Source organism: Nocardia sp. NPDC051981 (genome assembly GCF_040680715.1).
GTDB lineage: Bacteria > Actinomycetota > Actinomycetes > Mycobacteriales > Mycobacteriaceae > Nocardia.
Genome location: NZ_JBFAXK010000004.1, coordinates 288,966 through 308,266, shown reverse-complemented (window position 1 = coordinate 308,266; position 19,301 = coordinate 288,966). Strand labels below are relative to the sequence as shown.

General features: G+C 68.7%; 18 protein-coding genes. 9 read left to right on the top strand and 9 right to left on the bottom strand.

All coding sequences use genetic code 11. From position 1 onward, the window contains the following. The first annotated feature begins 85 nt into the window (after window positions 1-85). A complete protein-coding gene (locus tag AB0L60_RS10785) occupies window positions 86-1,312 on the top strand; it encodes a hypothetical protein (RefSeq protein ID WP_364610590.1) in 1,227 nt (408 codons plus the stop codon). Here the strand turns inward: AB0L60_RS10785 and AB0L60_RS10780 are convergent. Then, window positions 1,309-1,959 carry an HAD family hydrolase gene (locus tag AB0L60_RS10780; protein ID WP_364610587.1) on the bottom strand — a complete coding sequence of 217 codons (651 nt, stop codon included), beginning with the start codon at window positions 1,957-1,959 and terminating at the stop codon, window positions 1,309-1,311. The two genes, AB0L60_RS10785 and AB0L60_RS10780, sit on opposite strands and share 4 nt — an antisense overlap. A gap of 109 nt (window positions 1,960-2,068) precedes the next feature. Between AB0L60_RS10780 and AB0L60_RS10775 the strand changes: the two genes are divergently transcribed. The 6 genes from AB0L60_RS10775 to AB0L60_RS10750 all read left to right on the top strand — a co-directional run bounded on the left by AB0L60_RS10775 (window position 2,069) and on the right by AB0L60_RS10750 (window position 8,965). After that, window positions 2,069-2,551, top strand: coding sequence for a hypothetical protein (locus tag AB0L60_RS10775; protein ID WP_364610584.1), 483 nt, complete (start codon window positions 2,069-2,071; stop codon window positions 2,549-2,551). 330 nt (window positions 2,552-2,881) lie between these two features. After that, complete coding sequence (locus AB0L60_RS10770) at window positions 2,882-4,033, top strand: ATP-binding cassette domain-containing protein (protein WP_364610888.1); 1,152 nt, start codon at window positions 2,882-2,884, stop codon at window positions 4,031-4,033. Beyond that, window positions 4,030-4,806 carry an iron export ABC transporter permease subunit FetB gene (gene fetB, locus AB0L60_RS10765; RefSeq protein WP_357005905.1) on the top strand — a complete coding sequence of 259 codons (777 nt, stop codon included), beginning with the start codon at window positions 4,030-4,032 and terminating at the stop codon, window positions 4,804-4,806. The genes AB0L60_RS10770 and fetB overlap by 4 nt, the downstream gene beginning before the upstream one ends. 117 nt (window positions 4,807-4,923) lie before the next feature. Further along, window positions 4,924-5,904: a hypothetical protein gene (locus AB0L60_RS10760; protein WP_364610580.1), complete on the top strand. Its 981-nt coding sequence runs from the start codon at window positions 4,924-4,926 to the stop codon at window positions 5,902-5,904. A gap of 150 nt (window positions 5,905-6,054) precedes the next feature. Beyond that, window positions 6,055-7,218 (top strand): polyprenyl synthetase family protein, encoded by a 1,164-nt coding sequence (locus tag AB0L60_RS10755; RefSeq protein WP_364610577.1) that lies wholly within the window; start codon window positions 6,055-6,057, stop codon window positions 7,216-7,218. 154 nt (window positions 7,219-7,372) lie between these two features. After that, the gene (locus tag AB0L60_RS10750; protein ID WP_364610574.1) at window positions 7,373-8,965 is read left to right on the top strand and encodes an MFS transporter; all 1,593 of its coding nucleotides are present in this window, start codon (window positions 7,373-7,375) and stop codon (window positions 8,963-8,965) included. 93 nt (window positions 8,966-9,058) lie between these two features. Here AB0L60_RS10750 and AB0L60_RS10745 read toward each other — a convergent pair whose 3' ends face one another. Beyond that, window positions 9,059-9,733: a class I SAM-dependent methyltransferase gene (locus AB0L60_RS10745; protein WP_364610571.1), complete on the bottom strand. Its 675-nt coding sequence runs from the start codon at window positions 9,731-9,733 to the stop codon at window positions 9,059-9,061. A gap of 86 nt (window positions 9,734-9,819) precedes the next feature. Between AB0L60_RS10745 and AB0L60_RS10740 the strand changes: the two genes are divergently transcribed. Next, on the top strand, window positions 9,820-10,554 hold the full coding sequence (locus AB0L60_RS10740; RefSeq protein ID WP_364610568.1) for a glutamine amidotransferase: 735 nt from the start codon (window positions 9,820-9,822) through the stop codon (window positions 10,552-10,554). Here the strand turns inward: AB0L60_RS10740 and AB0L60_RS10735 are convergent. The 7 genes from AB0L60_RS10735 to AB0L60_RS10705 form a co-directional block, all read right to left on the bottom strand. After that, window positions 10,502-11,815, bottom strand: a complete 1,314-nt coding sequence (locus AB0L60_RS10735) for a glycosyltransferase 87 family protein (RefSeq protein WP_364610565.1) — start codon at window positions 11,813-11,815, stop codon at window positions 10,502-10,504. The two genes, AB0L60_RS10740 and AB0L60_RS10735, sit on opposite strands and share 53 nt — an antisense overlap. A 436-nt stretch (window positions 11,816-12,251) precedes the next feature. Next, a complete protein-coding gene (locus AB0L60_RS10730; RefSeq protein WP_364610562.1) occupies window positions 12,252-13,286 on the bottom strand; it encodes a zinc-dependent alcohol dehydrogenase family protein in 1,035 nt (344 codons plus the stop codon). Between the two features lie 194 nt (window positions 13,287-13,480). Next, window positions 13,481-14,056 carry a YbhB/YbcL family Raf kinase inhibitor-like protein gene (locus AB0L60_RS10725; RefSeq protein WP_364610559.1) on the bottom strand — a complete coding sequence of 192 codons (576 nt, stop codon included), beginning with the start codon at window positions 14,054-14,056 and terminating at the stop codon, window positions 13,481-13,483. 31 nt (window positions 14,057-14,087) lie between these two features. Beyond that, a complete protein-coding gene (locus AB0L60_RS10720; protein WP_364610885.1) occupies window positions 14,088-14,573 on the bottom strand; it encodes a 3-isopropylmalate dehydratase in 486 nt (161 codons plus the stop codon). Window positions 14,574-14,581: 8 nt separating this feature from the next. After that, window positions 14,582-15,829 carry an aconitase/3-isopropylmalate dehydratase large subunit family protein gene (locus AB0L60_RS10715; protein WP_364610556.1) on the bottom strand — a complete coding sequence of 416 codons (1,248 nt, stop codon included), beginning with the start codon at window positions 15,827-15,829 and terminating at the stop codon, window positions 14,582-14,584. Window positions 15,830-15,832: 3 nt separating this feature from the next. Further along, window positions 15,833-16,705, bottom strand: a complete 873-nt coding sequence (locus AB0L60_RS10710; RefSeq protein ID WP_364610553.1) for an isocitrate lyase/PEP mutase family protein — start codon at window positions 16,703-16,705, stop codon at window positions 15,833-15,835. Next, a complete protein-coding gene (locus AB0L60_RS10705) occupies window positions 16,702-18,138 on the bottom strand; it encodes an MmgE/PrpD family protein (RefSeq protein WP_364610550.1) in 1,437 nt (478 codons plus the stop codon). Before AB0L60_RS10705 ends, AB0L60_RS10710 begins: the two co-directional genes overlap by 4 nt. Before the next feature lie 101 nt (window positions 18,139-18,239). Between AB0L60_RS10705 and AB0L60_RS10700 the strand changes: the two genes are divergently transcribed. After that, window positions 18,240-19,265: an Lrp/AsnC family transcriptional regulator gene (locus tag AB0L60_RS10700; RefSeq protein ID WP_364610547.1), complete on the top strand. Its 1,026-nt coding sequence runs from the start codon at window positions 18,240-18,242 to the stop codon at window positions 19,263-19,265. Window positions 19,266-19,301 lie beyond the last annotated feature (36 nt).

Below are 19,301 nucleotides of genomic sequence, written 5' to 3'. Positions count from 1 at the left end.
TTGTCTCCAAGGGGACATATGCGCCCAAGTAGGGGGTAAGCTTGTAACCATGACGTCCCCGCCGCCCCCGCTTCGCATCGCGCGCATGAGCCTCGGCTACCGGTCCCAGGAGGATCTGGCGAAGGCACTCAACGAAATTGCTCGAAGCATCGGCCTGCGCATCTCGGTCACCAAAAAGACCATCGGCCGCTGGGAATCGGACGCACCGCCGTGGCCGCAGGCCGATCACGCCCAAGCGTTGGAGGCACTGTTCAATCGCCCGATTACTGAGCTCGGGTTCAGCTCATCGCGCAGGTCTGGCTCCGAATCGGCTCGCCCGCAGGCGATAAAAAGTCGTGAGACGTGGGCTTCTCGCCATGCTGGCGCTGCGCCTGGGATGCTGCCCCCATCGGTGGCATCGGATTTCATGTCCTCGGCGGCCGCGTACCGCCATATGTATTGGTCGGTGCCGGCCGACCGTCTCCAGCGGCTCGTGGCCGAGCACGCCGCGCTCGGATGGGACCATCTGGATCAGACTCCTGGCGCTGCGCGCTCGCTGATGGCGCGGGCCGTCGCGGAGACCAGTCTCCTCTCAGGTCGGCTGGAGTTCTTCGATCTGCAGCAACCCGAACTGGCGAAGCCGTCTTTCGCGCTAGCGCTCCAGGCCGCGAGCCGCGCCGATGACGCGTTGCTGGGTGCTGCAGCGTTGGCGCACATGGCATTCGCGCCCGCCTTCTCCGGCGACACCGATCGCATCGAGGAAGCGCGTGAAAGCCTGCGCGCCGCAAGGATCTTCGCCGACCGCGGCGATGCTAGCGCGGAGATGATCGCCTGGCTCGACGCGGTCGAGGCCGAAGTGGAAACCAGGATCGGCAACATCGACCGGGCACTCGAACTGCTCGAGCATGCCGAGCAGATGTACGCCGAGCACGACGAGGACGAGACCCCAAGCCCCGTGTGGCTGGACTGGTTCTCACCCGCGAGGCTCGCAGGCTTCAAGGGCAACACGCAGATCGCCGCAGGCCAAGCCGCGGCCGCGCGCGAAACGCTCGAGCAGACACTGGGGGGTCTGCCCATCGAGGCGATCAAACAGCGTGCCGTGGTCTACGCCGATCTCGCCGCCGCAGCGGTGCTCGATCGCAACCCGGAGCAGGCGTGCGAGTACCTCGGAGAGTCGCTCGAGCTGCTCGGGCAGCATTGGTACGCCACAGCGATGGATCGTGTGAAGGCCGTGCGGCAGACGCTGCGCGAATGGGATTCGCTGCCGAAGGTCCGCGAGCTCGACGACAAGCTCTACACCTGGCACACCATGATCAGGTCGCGGACCGCCTAACCGTTCTCTGCGGCAACGATTTCCGGCAGCTCGTGGAGGTCGTGGATCTTCCAATCGGACAACTCGGCAACCTCCGGCTTGTCTCGCTGAATCCAACCCCACGGGCCACGCTGGATGTACGCGGTCCGCATACCTGCCGCCTTTGCTGGGGCGATGTCGTTCTCTACTCGGTCGCCCACATAGATGATCTCGTCAGCCGGACAGGGCGCAGCCTCGACGACCCTTTCGAAGAACGCGACCGACGGCTTCTCGACACCCCAATCATCCGAGGTAGCAATGAAATCCGTCGGCAGATTCAAACCGCGCAGGATCTTCCCCGAGCGAACAGTCTGGTTGCCGACGATTCCGACCCACACTCCCATCCCCTGCAGCTTCGACAGCGCCGGCCGCACGTCGGGGTAGAGGTCGTCCTCGCCATAGGTCTCCGGTTGACCGGCCTCCGCTCGTGCTTCGCGTTCCGCGGTCAGGTCGAATCCGGGGCGGAAGACCTGAAACGCCTCGCGGTAGTCACGCCCGAGGGCGATGACCGCACCGAACACCGACACAAAGGTGTGGCGGGGGACCCCGAGCCAATCTGCCCATGTCCCGTACTCGCGCGTCTCGTCAACGAGTGTTTCCCCAACATCGAACACGACTGCCCCAATCATGGAGGTCACGCTACCGTGGGTGGGTCAGTGCGCCGGTCCGCAGGGCGGTGGCGGGTGCCCACGCGGGAAGGATGCGCCCGCTGGTCATTAACCCGATACAGAAGTGGGCGTGACTCGCATTGGCGTTACCGGGCATATGAACATCACCGCAGGATCGGTCCCGCTGGTCTACTGGGCGATCGCCAGCGTCCTCGCTGAAGCAAGCGACCCAGCCGATCTTGTGGGCATCAGCTGTATCGCCCGCGGTGCCGACAGCGTGTTCGCGCAGGCCGTCCTCGCTGCGGCCGGCCAACTCGAGGTCGTTCTGCCTTCCAGGAACTACCGCGAACGAAAGGTGAAGCCGGACCACGCAGACCTGTTCGGCAAGCTGATTGCCCGGGCCGCCACGGTACGGGTCATGGAGTTCGACGATACGGGTAGGGAAGCATATGAAGTCGCGAACGAGGCGGTCGTGGCCACCCGCGACCGCCTGATCGCAGTGTGGAACGGCATGCCCAGCGAGAAAGGCGGCACGGGCACGGTGGTCGATTTGGCCATTGAGAAGGGTGTTCCGGTCGACATCGTGTGGCCGGATGCCGCAGCGCGCGGCTGATCTGGAGAACACGTAGCGAGCACGTAATTGCTTCGTCCCCCGCCTTGAGGATGAAGTGGTCTGACCGCGCCGCGTTCACCCGGGAATGACGGTGCCGTCTCGGCCATAGGGCCGGGGCGGCGTTTGTCGTTTGTTCGGATGCCGCCGAGGTGCCGGCCATGTCGCTGATCGAATTGAATCGGGACGGTCAGTTGCGCAAGACATTTGTCTCATGCACATGCGCTAGTCTGTCCGGCTTGGGAAATCGTGAGGATCTGCTCGCCGACACGCGGCAGTGCCTGTTCGACAAGGGTTATGCCCGTACCACCGTGCGCGATATCGGGGGTGAGCATGGCCGCCATCGGCTACCACTTCGGGACCAAGGAGGCGCTGCTCACCGCTGCCCTCGTCGAAGCCACCCGGGAGTGGGGCGACGAACTCGCGAGCACGCTGGGCGACGCGGCCAACCCGGACCCGGATCCACTGCGGCACTTCGCCTCTCGTTGGGACGCGGTCCGTGAGTCCATCACCGCGCACCGCGGGCTGTGGGGAGCGACCTTCGACGCGCTCTCCCATCCCGAGACCCGGGCCCAGCTGGCCGAGCAGACCGACGAGTCGCGGTCGGGGCTGGCCCGGCTCTTCGGCGACACCGGTGCGGGCGACACCGGCCGGACTGTCGGCGCGTTCTATCAGGCGCTGCTGGTGGGGCTCGCGGCGCAGGCGCTCATCGACCCCGAAACCGCCCCCACGGGAGCGGAACTCGCCGAGGGGCTGCGCCGGATCGCCGGGCTGCCGTGGGCAGTAGGCGACCCCGCGCCCCGTCGCCGATCCGGAGTGGGGCAGGGTGAGGCGGTGCCCAGCATTGTATTGGACCGGGTCAGTCTCGGCCACGGATCGACCTCGGTACTCGTCGAGGTCGATGCCACCTTCGCGGCCGGGCGCTGCACGGCCGTGGTCGGACCGAGCGGGGCAGGCAAGACGACCCTGCTGCGGCTGCTGAATCGGTTCGGGGAGCCCGACAGCGGCAGGGTGCTGCTGGACGGGATCCCGGTGACCGACCTGGATGTGCTGGCGCTACGGCGGCAGGTGGGGTTGGTGCCGCAGCGTCCGGTGCTGCTCACCGACACGGTCGCCGAGGAGGTGCGCGTGGGGCGGGCCATCGATTCCGAGCGGGTGGGCGAATTGCTCGGGGCGGTCGGCTTGCCCGACGGGTTCGCGGCCCGCCGCTGCGCCGAGCTGTCCGGGGGTGAGGCGCAACGGGTTTGCCTGGCGCGGGCGCTGGCGGTGGAGCCGCGGGTGCTGCTGCTCGACGAGCCGACCTCGGCGCTGGACGGGGCGTCGGCGGTGGCGATCGGTGCGTTGATCCGAGCGCATGTGGCGACCGGCGGCAGCGTGGTGCTGGTCAGCCATGATCCGGGATTCGTGGCCGAGGTGGCAGACGAGGTGTGGACGCTGGCCGGCGGTCGGCTCACGCGCGGCGCGGAAGCGGGGAATCAGCCATGACCCAGGGACTTTCGGTACCCGACTGGACGGGCGTCGGCGCGTCGCTGGTCCTGGTCGCGCTGGCGGCGGCCATCGCCTACCGGCAGCAGCTGCATCTGACCCGCGAACTGCTGATCGCGGCGGCCCGGGCCGGGGTGCAGCTCGTCGCGGTGGGCGCGATTCTGCTGATCCTGTTCCGCCACACCGGATTGCCGGGCGCGCTGGGCTGGGTGGTCCTGATGATCGTCATCGCCGGGCAGGTGGCCGGGCGACGCGGGGCGGGGCTGCCGCACGCGACGCGCTCGGCGACCATCGGCGTGGCGTTCGGCGCGTCCATCACCCTGGGCGCGCTGATCGCGCTCGGCATCATCTCCACGCAGGCGCGGGTGGTGGTGCCGGTGGGCGGCATGATCGTGTCGTCCGCGATGCAGTCGACCGGAATCGCTCTGCGCCGCCTGGTCGAGGACGCGCGCCGGGCCCGCGATGCCGTGGAAGCGCGGCTGGCACTGGGCCTTTCGGCGTACCAGTCGTTCCTGCCGAATCAGCGTTCGGCGCTGCGCACCGCGCTGATCCCGGCCATCGACTCGACCAAGGTGGTCGGTCTGATCAGTCTGCCGGGCGCGATGACGGGTTTGATCCTGGCGGGCGTGGATCCGCTGACGGCCATCCGCTATCAGATCGTCGTGATGTACATGCTGCTCGCGGCCACGACCCTGGCCGCGCTGGCGGCCACACGGGTGGCCGAGCGGACCCTCTTCGACGGTGCGCAGCGCCTGGTCCGGCTGCCCGACTGACCACCGTCAAGTCCGCAAAATCCTAATGAGTGAGATTTCAAATGCGAGCTCAAACGTCCGAAATGCCGTTATCGTTACGATGTCGTCGGTAAATGCTTGGGGGATAGGTAGTTTCGTATGGAAGCGATCGAGTTCTTCATGCCGTTCGACGCCGCAGGGGTCAATCCCGCGGAGCCGGAAGCCGAAGCGGGGATGTGGTCCTGGCTGGAGGCCTACGGGCTGGTTCCCACCGAGCCCACCCGGCGGCGCATGGAACGCACCCGTCCGGCGCGCATGTACGCCCTCTGGTGTCCGAGTGCCGACGCCGACGAGCTCACGCTGCTGAGTCAGTACACCGCATGGGCTTTCATCGTGGACGATCAGTTCGACATCGAAATTCCCGATCCGCGCCGATGTCTGGAGGCCATTACCGCCATCGAGGCCGTACTGGACGGTACGACAACACCTTCCGGCGTGCTGGCGGTCGCCTTGGCCGAGCTGTGGCCGCGGCTGTGCCATGGCCGGTCGGCGGCCTGGCGGCGGAGCGTACGCCGGGAGATCCACGACTGGCTGTGGACCTACTACACCGAGAGCGTAGGCCGGCTATCGGGCAATCTGCCCGATCTCGAGACCTACCGCGCGCATCGGCGAGACGGCGTGGCACTGTTCGTGTTTCTCGATATCAGCGAACGCGCCGAGGGCGTGGACCTGTCCGCCGCCGTCCGCCACCTGCCCGCCATGCGCAGCCTGCGGATGGCGGCCGTCGAACACATGGGCCTGTTCAATGATGTGCTGTCGGTTGCCTCGGACGAGGCATCCGGCTACCTCTACAACTCGGTACTGCTCGCGCAGTATCACCACGGACACAATAGAGCTCAGGCCCGGCAACTGGTCAACGGCATGCTCTCCGAATGCGTCGAGCGCATGATCGAGGCGGTGCAACGCCTGCCGACCGAGCTCGACGATGCCGGCCTCACCGGCCGCGAACGCGCGGACGCCCTGGTCACCGCCCATAATTACACCGTCTATGTGCGTGCCAACCACGACTACCACTACCAGGCGGCCCGCTACACGAGCGCACCCGCGGAGGCGCTCGAGCACGGCCTGCCCCTGACCTGAAGCAGGAAACCATCCGGCGTTGCCGAAATGAAATCCGCGGGCAACCCTCAGGCTTCAGACTGTGATGCGACCATGAGCTTCTTCTGAGCATGGCTGCCCAGCCGCCATCGGGTGGCTGCGGCAACCGTGTCCGAGCGAGCGGGGCCGATTATGCGAGCGTCGAAACCGATCCGATTCACCGCAGGACAGCACGCCGAGGGCAAGCGCCGGTGGGGCCTGCCCCGTCCGGCCGCGGCCGCACTCGCCGACCGTGACGAAACCTGCGCCCGCGCACCCGAATCCCTCTCCCGCCCGGTCGACGTGGACACCGAGCGAAGAGCTCGCAAACGCCTGTCCGAGGCCCGGGTCGCCATCGATCCGGTGCTGCGCTCGGCGGTCGGCGCGCTGGCCGAGCCCCTGGATGTGATGGCCGGGTACCACTTCGGGTGGTGTGATCCCGAGGGACGGACCGTCACCGGCGCGCAGGGCAAGGCGCTGCGCCCGGCCCTCACCTTCGCGGCGGCCGCGGCCTGCGGCGGCGCGGTCGAGGAGTCGGTGCATGCCGCCGCGGCCGTCGAACTGCTGCACAACTTCTCGCTCGTCCACGACGACGTCATGGACACCGATCCGTTCCGGCACGGCCGGCCGACGGTCTGGCGCATCTGGGGCGAGACCAATGCGACGCTGCTCGGCGACGCGCTGCAGGCGGTCGCGCTCGGCGTGCTGTGTGACGGCGCGCCCGAGACCGTCGCCTCCGAGGCCGTCATCCGGCTGGCCAAGGCCACGGTCACGCTGTGCCGGGGCCAGTACGCGGACTGCGCCTTCGAAACCCGGCCCACCGTCAGTGTCGACGAGTACCTGGCCATGGCCGCCGGGAAGACCGGCGCGTTACTCGGCTGCGCCTGCGCGCTGGGTGCGCTGTGCGCCGGCGCCGACCACCGCGTGGTGTCGGCCATGCACACCTTCGGCATCGAGGTCGGGCTCGTGTTCCAGCTCGTCGACGATTTCATCGACATCTGGGGCGATCCGAAGATCACCGGAAAACCGGCGCACAGCGACCTGATTCACCGCAAACAGTCCTTCCCGGTGGTGTGCGCCCTGGAATCGGATACCGCGGCCGGCCGCGAGCTGGCCCGCCTCTACCACGCCCGCCATCCCATGACCGCGGCCCGCGCGGCCCGGGCGGCGGAGCTGATCGAGCAGGCGGGCGGCCGCCAGCGCACCCTGCGCCGCGCGGCCGCCGCCCTGGACGCCGCGTTCGCGGCCCTGCCCGCCGATCTCGCCTCGGACGATCTCACCGCCCTCGCCCAGCTGATGGCACACCGCGATCACTAGGCCGCCGGGAGCGCCAACCCGATGTCACCGGGGTGGTGGCGGTGCTGTCGGAGGTACCGAACCATTGGAGCGACGGGCGAGTGCCGGCCCCACCCCGTTCGGCCCGTCGCGAACGAATGCGCTGATGCCAGGACGGATCCGTACCCTCTGGCGGATGAGCACACCCTCGGCGACCTCACCGTGGACACCCTTGCGCATCAACACTTTTCGCGCCCTGTGGATCGCCTCGATCGCTTCCAACGTCGGATCCTGGATGCACCTGGTCAGCGCCTCCTGGCTGATGACCACGCTGACCGGATCGGCCGCGCTGGTGGCATTGCTGTCCACCGCCAATGCCCTGCCCAGTTTCGTGCTGGCCCTGCCGGCGGGCGCGCTCGCCGACATCCTCGACCGTCGCCGCCTGATCCTGTTCACCCAGGCGTGGCAGCTGGTGGTGGCTGCGCTGCTCGGCGCACTCACGCTGTCGCACAGCGTGAATCCGACGCTGCTGCTGACCGCGACGCTGCTGCTGGGCACCGGCGCGACGCTCGGCATGCCGGCATTCAGCTCGATCACCTCCGAGCTGGTGCCCGCCGCGCAGCTGCCCGCCGCGATCAGCCTCAACTCGGTGGCGATGACGGCGTCCCAGGCGATCGGACCAGCCATCGGCGGCGTGCTGGTGGCCGCGGTCGGCTCCGGCGGTGTCTTCCTGCTGAATGCCGCGTCGTTCCTGGGAGTGCTTGCGGTGGTGTATGTCTGGCGCCGCCGACCCACCGCGACAGCACTGCCGCCCGAGCATCTCACCACCGCCATGCGCACCGGCCTGCGCTATGTGGCCAATGCGCCCGAACTGCGCGCGGTGCTGGTCCGCGCCGCCGCCTTCGTGCTCTGCTACGGCGCGCTGCCATCCCTGCTGGCCGTGGTGACCCGGGTGCGTCTGCATCAGACGGCGACCACCTACGGTCTGCTGCTCGGTGTACTCGGTGTTGGTGGCGTGTGCGGCGCACTGGTGCTGCCGCGCATCCGGCACCGCTATTCCCCCGATCGGATCGCGCTGGCCTGCAGTCTGCTCTACGCCACCTGCCTGCTGATGCTCGCGCAGCTGACCGCCTTCCCACCCGCGCTGCCGGTGCTGTTCCTCGCCGGCATGGCGGGCATGGGTGTGATGTCGACGCTCAATATCGCGGCACAATCGGTGCTGCCCAGCTGGATTCGCGGTCGTGGACTGGCGGTGTTCCAGCTGGTGTTCCAGCTCGGCTTCGCGGTGAGCGCGGCCGGCTGGGGTGCGGTGGCCGGCACCGCGGGACTGCCCACGGCACTCACCGCGGCGGGGGTGGCGCTCGCGGCGCAGACGGTGCTGGGCCTGTGGTTCCGGCTCGCGGCCGCCGAGCAGGTCGATGTGCAGGCCGCGCACGTGCTGGAACCGTACGTGCCGCTGTCCCTGGCCCCCGATGACGGCCCGATCATGCTCACCGTCGAGTACCGCATCCCCGCCGAGCACCTGGCCGACTTCCACGCCGCCATTCCCGACCTGCGGCGTTCCCGCCGCCGTGACGGGGCCATGCACTGGGCGATGTACTCCGATCCGGTCGACCCGGACCGTCACGTCGAGACCTTCATGAGCCCGTCGTGGGTGGAGCACGAGCGCCTGAGCCAGCGGGTCACCGGGACGGATGCACTTGCGGTGCAACGGATTCGGTCCTTGCACGTGGGCGAGGAGGATCCGGCGCTGCGGGCGCTGGTGAGCGACCGGGTGCATCGGGGCTGAGGACAGCGGCGGGGCAAAAATAAAGTACGTGTAACCCTGGGATACACGTACTTTATTTTTCGGAAGAATCTTTGATGAGGTAGGCGAACTGTATCAGAGCCTCCGGATGCGTGCCATCCAAGCCGCAACATCCACCAGGCCCGCGGGGGACACCTCGAGGCCGACCACCTGATCAGCGACGGTGGCGATGACCCGGCCGCGGTAGCGGGTCGGTTCCAGGCTCTCCAGTTCCCAGCCGGCGCCGAAGGATTCCCGGATCACCGTGTCGCTGATGCGGGGGCCGAAGCCGGGTTCGGCGTCGGAGAGCGCCAGGAGGTGGACCACGCCGCCGGGCTTGCAGATCGCGTGCAGGCTGCGGACGTAGGCGGCGCGGGCCTCGGGCTCGGTGCCGAAGACGTGGAACAGCGCGCTGTCGACCACGGTGTCGAAGGCGGGCGCGGAGCCCGGAGGATCACCCGCGAAGTCGGCATTGCCGCCGAGGGCCAGGGCGTCGGCGACCTCCAAGCGGACGGCCGGGACGCCCTGGGCGGCGGCATTCGCGCGAGCGTATTCGATTGCGCTGGGCGAGAAGTCGACGCCCAGGACATCGTAGCCGAGGCGGGTGAGCAGGATGGTGTGTTCGCCCGCACCGCAGCCCGGCTCGAGGACGCGGCCGCGGATCTCACCGGCGCGTTCCAGTGCCACGATGGCGGGTTGCGGTTCGCCGATCACCCAGGGCGCGGTGTCCTCGTCGTAGACGGAGTTCCAGATTTCTACCGGTCGAGTCATGGTTCCACCCTGCAACCTCGAGCGCACTCGAGGTCAATCCCCGGATAGCCCCCAACCGGAGCGCGCCGACCGCCCACAATGTGGACATGCCCAAGTCTTGCCTGCTGCTGCAGCTGCGACCCGAGCAAGCGGCCTCCGACCAGGAATACGAAGCGATCCTCGACGCGGGAGGGCTCGCGGCCACGGACGTGGTGCGCGTCGAGATGAATCGCGGCATGCCCGATCTCGAGCTCGAGGATCACTGGGCGGTGATCGTCGGCGGCGGGCCGAGCAACCTCAGCTACCCCGAGGCCAAGAAATACGACTATCAGCGGGTCTTCGAACCCGAGCTGAAGAAGCTGCTCATCGAGATCGTGCGCCGCGACATGCCGTACCTGGGCGCGTGCTACGGCTTGAGCATGCTCGCCGACGTGCTGGGCGGGCCGGTCGGCACCGAGCGCTACGGCGAGACCCCCGGCGCGACGACCATCGAACTCACCCAGGACGCGGCGAAAGACCCACTGCTGCACGGACTTCCGGAGACATTCCGGGCGTTCGTCGGGCACAAGGAGTCCTGCCAGGATGTTCCCCCGGGTGCGGTGCTACTCGCGAGTTCGGCCGTCTGCCCGGTACAGGCGGTGCGGGTCGGGGAGAACGTCTACGCCACCCAGTTCCATCCCGAACTCGACGGCCGGGGCCTGGCGCTGCGCATCGAAATCTATCGGCACGAAGGCTATTTCGACCCGAGCGAGGCAGACTCCCTGACCGAACTCGGGCACCGCGAGCACATCACGGTGCCGCAGGAGATTCTGCGGCGCTTCGTCGCCCGGTACCGGGCGTGAGGACAGGGCGGACAGGCGCGGAACCGCGCCGTGTCAGCACGGCGGTGGCGGCGAAGAGGGCGAGCGTGAGCCAGATGTAGGCGTTGTGGTCCAGGACCGCGAAGGGGCCGCGGCTCGGGAGGTCGAAAACGCTGCCATAGTGGAGGTCCAGCAGCTCGAAGACGCCGCCCGAGCTGACGAGGAAGACGGCGAGCAGGCCCGCCACGGTCGGCAGGGAGCGCTGGCGCAGGGCGAGATCGGCCAGGTAGATGAGCAGGGGAGCCAGCCAGACCCAGTGATGGATCCAGCTGTACGGCGAGACGACCGTGCTGGTCAGACCACACAGGACCACGGCGGGAAGTTCACGGCCGGTGACCGAGAGACGGCGGGCCAGGACCAGACAGACCATCGCGATGACGAGAGCGGCTGCGGCCCACAGCAATTGGATGCTGCCGGCCGCGCCCAGGGTACGGGCGAGCATGCCGCGCAGGGATTCGTTCTGCGGGTTCTCGGGGACACCGACCCGGGCCGGGTCGGCGAAGGCGCCGCTCCAGAACGTCAGCGAATCCTTCGGCAGCACAGCCAGGCCGATCACCATGGTGGCGACCAGCGCGCCGGTGGCGGTGGCGGCCGCCCGGAATCGACGAGTCACCAGGAGGTAGACGATGAAGAACGCCGGGGTCAGCTTGATGCCGGCCGCGATACCGGTCAGCGCGCCTTTGCAGCGGGAGGAATCTGGCAGCGCCATATCGGCCAGCACCAGGAGCAGCAGCAGGATATTGACCTGCCCGAAGGCCTCGGTCTCCCGGATCGGCTCACAGAACAGCAGCAGAGCGGCGGCGGCAGGGCCCACGATCAGGATGCGGCGGTCGCGCCGATAACCGAGCACCGACAGTGCCGCCCAAACAGATCCGGTCAGCATCGCGAAATTCGCGAGTCCCCCGGCCCAGGTGAAGACCGGTCCGTGCAACCACGCCAGCGGCACGAACATCAGCGCCGCGAACGGCGTGTACACGAACTCCCACACCCCGCGCGTGTGCCCGCGCAACGGGGTGTCGTACACCGAAACATCGTGCACCACACGGTCTGCCGCGATCTGATACACGCCGAGATCGACCAGGTGCAGCATCGCGCGGGGCGCGGCCAGCAGCTGACCGAGGTAGTACCACCCGGCCAGTCCACCCAGCGTCGCTACCAGCCACACCACGACCAGCGGAATCGAGCGCCGTTGCGGCGCAACCTGATTCGTGGCCATCACCTGTTCGGCCGTCGACAACGGCATCCACACACCCCCGCTTCCGGGCTTCCGATTGCCCGCCCCACCGTAGTGACGGGCCCACCCGATCGCCAGCCGGCCCCGGCGCGTGTTGACCGTGCGGGAGTGTCGAAACTGCCGGTTGCGACCGGTCGGTGTGCGGCTATGGGTCGTGCCGATCGGCGGCTGACCTTGGCCGAGGTGCACCGATGACACCCTGGCCAACCGCTCGATGGCGTCGCGGGGCATTGTCTCCGACGCGCCACTGTCGCCCGCCCGACGCGGCGTGACGAACATCGTTGTTGTGGCGGGCGTGAAGCGCCCGGCCCGGCGTCTTCAGCGCCGCCCGCAGCTTGTCCTCGAATGCGTGCAGTGCGGCCGTCGAGACCGGCAGGGTAGGCGGTTTTTGCGTCGGCGCGGGGTCAGCGCCCGCGACCGCTCCTGAGGGAGTCGAGGGACTGGCTCAGGCACGGAGAAGGACCTTCAGGGAACGACGGTCATCCATGGCACGGTAGGCGTCGGGGGCGTCATCGAGGGGGAGTTCGGTATCGAAGACCCTGCCGGGGTTGACGGTCCCGTCGAGGACCGCCGGGAGCAGGGTTTCGATGTAGGCGCGGGCGGGTGCGGGGCCGCCGGTGAGAGTGATGTTGGGGCCGAAGAGGTCCCAGCCGACCGGGGCGTTGTCGTATTGCGGAAGGCCCACGCGGCTGATCACGCCGCCCGGGCGGACCACGCCCAGGGCCTGTTCGTAGGCGGGCATGTGGCCGACCGCTTCGATGACGACGTGGGTGCCGTCGCCCCGGGTCAATTCGCGCACCGCGGCGACGCCCTCGGCGCCGCGCTCGGCGACCACGTCGGTGGCGCCGAATTCGCGCCCCAGATCGGTGCGCTCCTGGTGGCGGCCCATGAGGATGATCCGGGATGCACCCAGCTGCCGCGCGGACAGGACACCCATGAGGCCGACCGCGCCGTCACCGATCACGGTGACCGTGGTGTCCGCGGTGACTCTTGCCTTCACGGCTGCGTGGTAGCCGGTGCCGTACACGTCCGACAGTGTCAGCAGCGACGGGACCAGCGGCGATTTCTCTTCGACCGGTACCGGGACGAGGGTGCCGTCGGCGAGCGGCACCCGCACGGCCTCGGCCTGGCCACCGCGCACGTCGCCCGCGTTCCAGAAACCGCCATGGCGGCAAGAGGTTTGCAGGCCCTCACGGCAGAAGTCGCACGTGCCGTCCGACCAGGCGAAGGGGGCGATCACGAAATCACCCTTCCCGACCGTGCGGACCTCGCTTCCGACGTCCTCGACGACGCCGACGAACTCGTGCCCCATCGATTCGCCCTGCTCCGACACGGGCATGTTGTGGTAAGGGTGCAGATCGGAACCGCATACGCAGCTGCGGACGACGCGGACCAGGGCGTCGGTGGGGTGTTGAACCACGGGATCGGGAACGTCGATGACGCGGACGTCACCGGCACCGTACATGTAGGTCGCTCGCATGAGACTCCCTCGCTCGATACCGATGCCGGTCAGGGTTGCGGGAAGTGCGCGGCAGCAGTCCGGCCCTTCCCGATGGGCGGGTTGTTCAGGCGTTCCATGCGGTCTCCTCCGATCGGAGGTGACGTCATAGCCAATTATTTGCCACCTGCCGATTCCGCTGCCGGCCGACCCGGTCTGTCCCGATGGTTCGCGGTTCAGGGCCGCTCGTAGCGGCCGGTGAGTCTGCCGCGAGCGATCACGTGCCCGGTGACGGCTGCGAGCACGGCGGGCAACGTTGCGCCATCAGTCAATCCGCTCGGTTGGTCGAGCGCCAGGAACTGGAAGACGTAGCGGTGCGGTCCGTGACCGGGGACGGGGCGTGGACCGGCGTAGCCCCGGCGGCCGAAGCTCCCGGTGCCCACTCTGAATCTGCTGCCCGTCTCACCGTCATTCGAGCCGAGCGCTCCCTCCGGGACGCTGGTGATACGCGGATCGATTCCGGTGAACACTCCGTGCACAACCGGACGACGCAGAGGAGCGTCGGGGTCCTCGATGATCAGGACCAGTTCGACGGCCTCGACCGGCACACCCGACCAGTGCAATGGTGGGGATACGTTGTCTCCCACGCCTGTTCCCGCGTGCAGGCGCGGAATGTCCGCGCCGTCAGCGAAGGCGGCACTGCCCACCGTCAGGGTTTCGGGTGCATGCTGAACGGCCGGATCGAACCACGCGGTGCGGCCGATTCCGGCTCGCACCGGCCGCAGCAGTCTTCCGATCAAACGAATTGCCATGGCTGGTCCGATTCCGTGGGGTCGATTGCGGTCACGACAGGAAGCCCTGCTCGGCCAGGCGCGCGAGAATCCCTCCGCTACTGATGATTTCCAGCAGTAACGGGGGCAGGGGGCGGCCCAGGCCACTGATGCCGGTGGACTCGTTTCTGTACGTTCCCGTCGCGAGATCGACAGTGCCGGTCTGGCCGTCCTGGAAGTGCTCGGTGATTCCGGGCGCGGTGATCGCGGGCAGTCCCGCGTTCACGGCGTTGCGGAAGAACAGCGAGTTGAAACTCTCCGCGACCACGGCGGCGACGCCCAGCTGTTGGAAGAGGGCGGCGACCGGGCGGGAGGAGCCGACGCCGAAATTCGTTCCGGCGATGACGATATCGCCGGGGGTGACGAGATCGGTCCAGCCTGGGCGTACCTGGTAGAAGATGTGCCGGGCGGCCTCGGGCAGCTCGAGCTTCATGGCGAAGGCCGGGTACATCGCGTCGGTGTCGAGGGAGTCGCCGAAGACCCAGACGCGGCCGGTGATGGTGGTGCTCATGCGGTGACGCTCCGGGGGTCGGTGATGTAGCCGGTGATGGCGGAGGCCGCGACGGTGGCGGGTGCGGCCATGTAGATCTCGGCCTCGGTGCTGCCCATGCGGCCGGTGAAGTTGCGGGTGCTCGAGGTCAGGCAGACCTCGCCGGGTCCGACCACGCCCATGTGGTAGCCGAAGCAGGCGCCGCAGGTCGAATTGGTCACCACCCCACCGGCATCGGCGATGTCCTGCAGGTATCCCAGTCGCATGGCGTCCCGGTAGACCTGCTGGGAGGCGGGCGTGACCAGCAGCCGGACGCCGGGGGCGACGGTGCGGCCGCGCAGGATCTGCGCGGCGATGCGGAGATCGTCGAGCTGGCCGTTGGCGCAGGACCCGATGAACGCCTGGTCGATGCGGCGGGGCTCGACCTGCGAGACCGGAATCCCGTTGCGGCTCACCGTGCCCGGGCGGGCGACGTACGGTTCGAGGCCCGACAGGTCGATCGTGCGGATGTCGGCGTATTCGGCGTCCGAATCCGCTGCGGCGGCAACGAAATCCGTCACCCCGCGCGCGGCGAGAAACTCGCGCAGCAGCTCGTCGACACCGAAAGTGGCGAAGTCGGCGGAGATTTCGGCGGCCTGGGTGGCGATGGTGCGCCGATCGTTGAGCGGGACCGTCGGGAGGCCCGCCCCGCCGAATTCGAGATTCTGGTTGGTGGCGTCGCCGTAGGTGTCGGCGAGATAGAGGAAGACGTCCTTGCCGCTGACCTCGGCCGGGAGCGCGCCGGTGAGCTCGTAACGCACCGTGGGGGCGAGCTCGAACCAGGTGGCGCCGGTGCACAGGATGGAATACACCTCGGCCGGGCCGAGTCCGCGAGCAGCGGTGTTGTACGCGCCGCCCGCGCAGGTGTGCGAGTCGGTGCAGGCGAGCACCTCGCCGGGGCGGGCCAGCCCGTTCTCGGCGATGACCTGGTGGCAGATGCCGTGCCGGCCGACATCGTAGAAGTGCTCGATCCCGAAGTCCGCCACGAACTTCCGTGCCTTCGGACCGCCCGCGGCATCCTTGAGCGACGGTGCCGGCACGGCGTGGTCCATGACGACCGCGACCTTGCGGGGATCATGGATGCGGCGGGGCTGCTGCCACAGCGTGGCGAACTGCAGATCGATCAGGACGCACATGTCGACGTCGACGGTCACGATGTCCCCGGGCCGGACCCGCGGCACACCGGCCTTGCGGGCCAGCAGATTCTCGATCATGGTCATGCCCATGGGTCAGGCTCCTTCACGGTAGCGTTCGCCCAGCTCCGACCATTCGGCCAGACCGACGAGGTTGAAGAACTCGGCAGGTTTCGCGGGCAGCAGCGGCCCGGGATCGCGGCCGGCGAGGTCGGCCAGGCCGGTGAGCATCGCGTATGCCGCGGCGCCCAGCGGGAGCGAGGGGTGGATGGCGATCGAATAACCCAGTTCCCGCAGACGCGTGGCGGATTCGATCGGGGTGAGGCCGCCCAGGACGAGATTGATGAGCAGGGGCGCCGACACCTCCCGCGCTATGCGCTCGATCTCGGCGGTGCCCTGCGGCGCCTCGACGAAGATCACGTCGGCGCCCGCCGCCGCGTAGGCGTTGGCCCGGTCGATGGCGGCATCGATACCGAGCGGGCCGCGGGCGTCGGTGCGGGCGATGACGACCAGGTCCGGATCCGTGCGCGCCTCCAGTGCGGCGATGAGTTTGGTGACGAACTCCCCGGCCTCGATCAGCTCCTTGTCGGGCAGGTGCCCACACTTCTTGGGGAAGGCCTGGTCTTCGAGCTGGATCGCGGCGACCCCGGCGGCCTCGTATTCGCGCACGGTGCGAACGACATTGAGCGCGGTGCCGTATCCGGTGTCGGCGTCGGCGAGCAGCGGGATGTCGCCGAGGACGCGCACCAGTATCCGGGCGCGCTCGACCATTTCGGTCTGGGTCACCAGCCCGATGTCGGGGAGCCCGAAACCGCTGGCGGCCACTCCCGCACCGGTCAGGTACGCGGCGGGGAAGTCCAGCCGGCGGACCAGGGAGGCGGACAGGCCGTCGAATACGCCGGGGGCGACGATGATTTCGGCACGGTCGGCGAGGGCGGCGCGTAGTCGCGCCCGCGATGGGGTGGTCACCGGTGGTGATCCTGTTCCAGGTTGTCGAGGGCCCCGGCGACGGGCGCGGCGAGCAGGTCGGCCAGTTCGCGCAGATCGGCGAGTTCGTCGATGCCGAGTACTGCCCGCTGGATGGCGTCGAGCCGCTCGGGCGAGACCAGGGGACCGACGAGGGAGCGGTACTTGGCGACGAGTTCGTCGTCGGGGACCGGGTCGGCGGGGCCGCCGTGCGGCTGGACGATCCGCTGTGCGAGCACCGTGCCATCGGTGAGGGTGATCGCCAGGTCGGTGGCGAAACGTTCGTGGACAGGGCCGTTCTGGATGTTCTCGTCCAGCTTCACCTCGACCTTGCCGAGCAGCTCCCAGACATCGTCGGCGTCCAGCCGGGCCGGGGTGAACTGCGGCGGCAGCACCTGGCCGTCGAGCAGCGCGACCGCCGCGGCATAGCCGAGATTCATCTGCGCGCCGATGGCCGTCAACGGCCGTACCGGCTCCCACCAGCCGTGGTGGTAGACGGTGTGGCCGACGCGAATCTCGATGTGCGCGACCGACTTCGGGTCGATGTGGTGGCGGGCGCGCAGCTCCAGCGCCGCCTGGACGGTGCCGTGCAGCCCGCCCTGGACCGCATACGACTTCACCATGATGAGCTCGGTGTGCCAGCCCTCGCCCAGACCGGCGATCACCTGGGCGGGGTCCGGGTCGTGGCCCTCGCCGAAGACCGACAGGTAGCCGCCGTAGGGCCGATCGAAGACCTGGCTGATCCCGGTATACCCGGCAGCTGCCAGACCGGCCGCGTAATAGCCGTTGCGGGCGGCGAATCCGTGCTGCATGCGCTTGGACATCGCCTCGTACTGGGCGGCCATCAGACCGGCGGACTGGGTACCCGCCATGCCGAGCGCGTCCTCGAGCCGGGCGGCGTCGAGCGCCCGCAGCTTCCCGGCAACCATTGCGGCGGTATGGGTTCCGAAGACCGGGCCGCTGTGCCAGCCGCGGGAGAGCATCTCCGAGCCGTGCAGGGCCAATCCGACGCGCGGACCGACCTCGAACCCGGCGATCGCGGCGGTCAGGGCCGCGGCGCCGGGGATCCCGCCGAGCTGCTGGGCGGTTGCGAGCAGGACCGGCAGGATCAGGGAGGTGCTGTGCAGGGGCGCGAGCGGATGGAAATCGTCGAGCTCGAAGCCTTGGATGAAGGTGCTGTTCAGCAGAACCGCTGCGGGCCCGCTGGTGGTGGCCCCGGTTCCGATCACGGTCGCCGAGCCCGCGCCTTCCAGGTCCAGCACCGCCGAGGTGGCGACCCGGGACCAGGGCAGCTGCGCGCCCACCAGACCGCAGGCCACACCGTCTAGCAGCAAGTGCTTGGCGCGGGTCCGCACCCGCTCGGGGATCTGCTCGGGCGTCAACTGCTCGACCCAGCGGGCCAGCGGTCTCGTGACGCCCGTCGTCGATTCGCTCATGTCCTCAGTGAACGGCAGGCCATCCGCCTGTCCACGAAATTGCGGGGGAGTCGCACAATGGGTGCATCCAGTGCGGGAAATCGAAGGAATGGATCTGAGTCATGCGGGAGAGCAACCTCGACGAGGTCGACCTGATGCTGCTCGACGCGTTGCACGCCAACCCCCGGGTCAGCTTCGAACGGCTGGGTCCGGCCCTCGGAGTTTCAGCGGCCACGGCCGCCCGCCGGTGGCAGCGACTGTCGGAGTCCGGGCGCGCGTGGGTGTCGTCGGTGCCCGGTCCGCAGGTGGCGCTGGTCGGCGCGGTGTGCGAGGTGCGGGCACAGCCGGGCCGGGCGGTGGCCGTCGCCGCCGGGCTCGCATCGATCCCACAGGTCATGAGTGTCTATGGCACCGACGGCGATTTCGACCTGCACACCCTGGTATTGGCCGACACCCCCGCGGCCTTGAGCACCCTGCTGCTCGAGCGGCTGCCCGCGGTGCCCGGCATCGCGCGGGTGCGTTCCACCGTGGCGCTGCGGTGGCACAGCGGCGTGCACTGGCGTCTCGGCGCGATCGACAGCGATCAGCAACGATCGGTCGCCGAGGAGGAGAGTGGCGAGTCGCGAAAAGCGATGCGCTACCGCACTTTCGAGCCCGGCGACCGGGACCTGTTCCTCGCCCTCCAACACGACGGCCGGGCCAGGTACCGGGATCTGGCCCGCGAACTGAATACCTCCGAGCATCTCGTGCGCCGGCAGCTCGATGCCCTGGTCCGCCGCGGAATGCTGGCCTTCCGAACCGATTTCGCGCGCGGCGCGGGCGGCTGGCCGACCGAGTATGTGCTGTGGCTGTCGGTTCGGCACCGGGACTTGGACACAGCGGGGACCGAGATCGCCTCCTGGCCGGAAACACGGATCTGCCTGTCCACGGTCGGACGGGCGAACATCATGGTGATGGCCCAGGTGCATCGCATCGCGGACCTGAGCGCCATCCTCGGCCGGATCGCCACCGCACTGACCGATGCGGTCGTCATCGACCAGCGCCTCGTGCTGCGGGCGTTCAAGTCGTGGGGGCGGCTGCTCGATGGTTCGGGGCACGCGGTCGGCGTAGTGCCGGTCAACCCGTGGGCGACGGTGGCGGACGCCTGAGGCGTGTGGATCGGGAGCCGTTGCCGTGCAGCGGCT